3 protein-coding genes are annotated in these 2,805 nt (G+C 38.1%); all 3 read right to left on the reverse strand.

Features of this window, described 5'->3' with window-relative positions; genetic code table 11:
* The coding region (locus Q0236_RS12790; RefSeq protein WP_297918812.1) for a replication initiation protein at positions 1-741 on the reverse strand (741 nt) is incomplete at its 3' end.
* Positions 742-1,131: 390 nt separating this feature from the next.
* Positions 1,132-2,523 (reverse strand): mobilization protein, encoded by a 1,392-nt coding sequence (locus Q0236_RS12795; protein WP_297918815.1) that lies wholly within the window; start codon positions 2,521-2,523, stop codon positions 1,132-1,134.
* A gap of 1 nt (position 2,524) precedes the next feature.
* On the reverse strand, positions 2,525-2,797 hold the full coding sequence (locus Q0236_RS12800) for a type II toxin-antitoxin system YafQ family toxin (RefSeq protein ID WP_194172417.1): 273 nt from the start codon (positions 2,795-2,797) through the stop codon (positions 2,525-2,527).
* Between the last annotated feature and the right edge of the window lie 8 nt (positions 2,798-2,805).

The following is a 2,805-nucleotide window of genomic DNA, read 5'->3' on the forward strand; positions in this document are numbered from 1 at the left end:
AGTTGCTAGATTTCTTTCGTTCTCTTTCTCGTCCTTTTCAAGCTCTGAAACGGGCTGCGGCATAAAAGTAAATTCTAGCGTTTCAATCTCTCGCCCTTTTTTAAATTTTCGGACTGATAGTTTTTGAAAAGGTGTGCGGCGCATATCAAAAAGGTTTCGTTCTGCCGATAGGTCTTTTAGGGCTGGTTGTAAAATTTGCTTGTCAATATCTCTGGCGCGGTAGCTTTCTGGAATACCCAAAAGCTCTTTAAAATCATCGTATCGAATGCACCAGCGTCCAGTTTGGCGATATTGTTTTAAATAGCGGTAGATTGTTTTTGTGTATGTGCCACTAAGATTTACAAACTCCGCTAGTTCGTATCTAGTCCAGCCTTTAAGAGGGCTTGAAATATAGCGTTCTTTAAAGCCTTGCGATACTCTAATTCTCAAGACCTTGTTTTTACTATCGGTTTCTATACTTGGAAAAATGACGTCTTGTCTTAGGTCGCCTAGTTCGTTAATTTCATATCGAAATTTAAACTCTTGAAGCTTGCCTATTTTGTCTAAAATCTCTTTGCGGTAGCTGCTGCTATTAGCTATCTGCGCTAGCTCGAAAACATTGTTAAAATCAAGCTCTAGCGTGTCGCCGCTAGCCTTTCTAAACTGCTGCAAAAGGGTAAAGAATACGTTTTGCTGCGCCTCGTTCATCGAGTTAAATTTTAGCTCGTGTAGTTCGTTTGAGTATTTTACGACTTCGTTCATTTGTAGCCTTTTCGGCATTGTATCACAATAAGGGGATAAATGTCAAACAATAATCCCCATAAGGGGATAAAGTATTTTATTATGTCCTTATTTATCAGCGGAAAATCTATCCCCTTATCGCGGAAAATCTATCCCCTTATACCCCTTGCCAAGCTCGACGCCATCGGCTCTAGCGAATACCTAAAAGATAAGAAAAGGTTTTTAAAAAGATGTTAAAAGGCGCGCGCGAAAAAAAATCGACCACTTTTTTGAAAAAATCTGACTAAAAATTCGGACGCTTCAGCAGAGCTCAAATTGCTAACGCAATTTTCGTCCGCGAGCTTTACGCTTTGCATAGTCGCTACGCTCCGCAAAGCTTTAGCAATTATTGGGGAGATGATAAAGGTCTTTTTAAAAGCTTCTGCCAGTATCTTTCTTAATTATTTTTTGAGATACTGCCTTTTGTCTCTCTTTTTCTTTTTCTTGCATAATTTCTAAATGCGCTTTTTTTGCCAACAACACATTTGGCTTAATAAATTCATCAAAAAGCGGCAATTGAGAGTATTTAGCGTCTATTTCTCTATCTTTTCCACTAAAATCGCCTGAAATTGTGTTTGGTTTTTCATTTTCAAAAGAGCCACGATAGTTGATTAAACTGAAATATGCTTTTAAGTCGTCAAATTTGACCGCTGTTGCATTTTCTTGTTTTAATTTGATAATTTCCTTGTCTTTGATGTCGTTTTGCTCTTGTAGGGCTTTATTTTGCGTTTTAAGCATATCGTTTTCACGTTTTAAATTATCAATAGCTTTTAAAATCCCGTAATCATAGTCATCATAGGTTTTAAAATTTTCGGTGGAAATCATCATTTCTTTGGTAATTTTTAGGATTTGTTCATTTCGCTCCCTTTTAAAATCTTTATAGTCTTTTTTTGTTGCTTCGTGAGCTCTTTGCTCTTGCTCAAGTTGTTTTTTAAGTTCTAAAATCTGAGCTTGGTTGCATTCTTGAATTTTTGCCTTTGCTAGATCTCGCCATTTGCCTAGATCTGTATATTGATCTTTTTCGTATAGTTTTGGCAATCCCATCTCAACCAAAGCATTATTTGCTTCGATCATTCTTTTTCGTTCAGTTTGAAAGGCATTATCTGCTTCTTTAAGTGCTTCTCTTTGCTGTTTCTCAATTTCTCTTATTTTTTTATTTAAATCGTTGATTGCTTGTTTTGTGGTTTTTTTTTCGGTTTCTTTTTGTTTGGCGTATTCTCTAGGCTCGGTGCGCTGTCTGCCGCTTTTTCGCTTATCCTCGCCCCTTTGCATTTGCAAAATTTGAGATACCTCGGATTGTAGCTCTCTAAGTTTTTGCGGCGTAAGTTCTCTTTGGCGGTTTATGCCAGTCTTGTCAAGAGTTATAAATTCTAAATGGGCGTGATGGTTGATTTGCTTTTTGCCGTCCTCGTCGATATGCCCCTCGTCCCTGTGTATCGCGATTTGGTAGCACTGAAAGCCGTATTCGTCGCTAAAATGCTGGGCTAGCCGCTTTAAGTCCTCCATCGTGGTATCTGGTTTTATATTGCAAACCGCGCTCCACTCGTAAGTTTTAGCTTGAAATCTTTGCCCCGTGCGGCTCGTGTAGGCTTCTTTGGCTCGGGTTATGATTTGCTCTTTTAGCTCTCTTGCTTGCTCCGCATCGCGGTCACATTCCGCCCCTTTTTCGTTGTCAATTAGATAGCTTGGCGGAAGTGTGCGATCGTTATGTTCGGCATTAATTGCAAATGATTTTTTGAAATTTATACTTGAAATTTGGCTCATTTTATTTGCTAAAAAGCTCGCTATGGCTGCCGACTTGCATTAAGTAAAGTTCTAATACATCGTCAATTATTTGATATATTAGTAATAAATCAGGCTTTACGTGGCATTCTCGATACTGCGAATATTTGCCTTTTAATGCGTGATCACAAAGATTTTGTTCTAAGGTTTCGCCATTTGCAATTTTAAAAACTACTTCATCAATCAGGTCTTGATCTTGTGAGGCTTGCTTTTTAAACTGCGTTCGATACTTCTTTGAAGTGGTAATCTTGAGCATTTTTTATT

Origin of the sequence: uncultured Campylobacter sp., from assembly GCF_938031315.1 — a bacterium.
GTDB lineage: Bacteria > Campylobacterota > Campylobacteria > Campylobacterales > Campylobacteraceae > Campylobacter_B.

Bases quoted from the DNA above. Each gene is read 5' to 3' on its own strand.
- Q0236_RS12795 (WP_297918815.1), bottom strand. From the start codon at position 2,523: ATGAGCCAAATTTCAAGTATAAATTTCAAAAAATCATTTGCAATTAAT.
- Q0236_RS12800 (WP_194172417.1), bottom strand. From the start codon at position 2,797: ATGCTCAAGATTACCACTTCAAAGAAGTATCGAACGCAGTTTAAAAAG.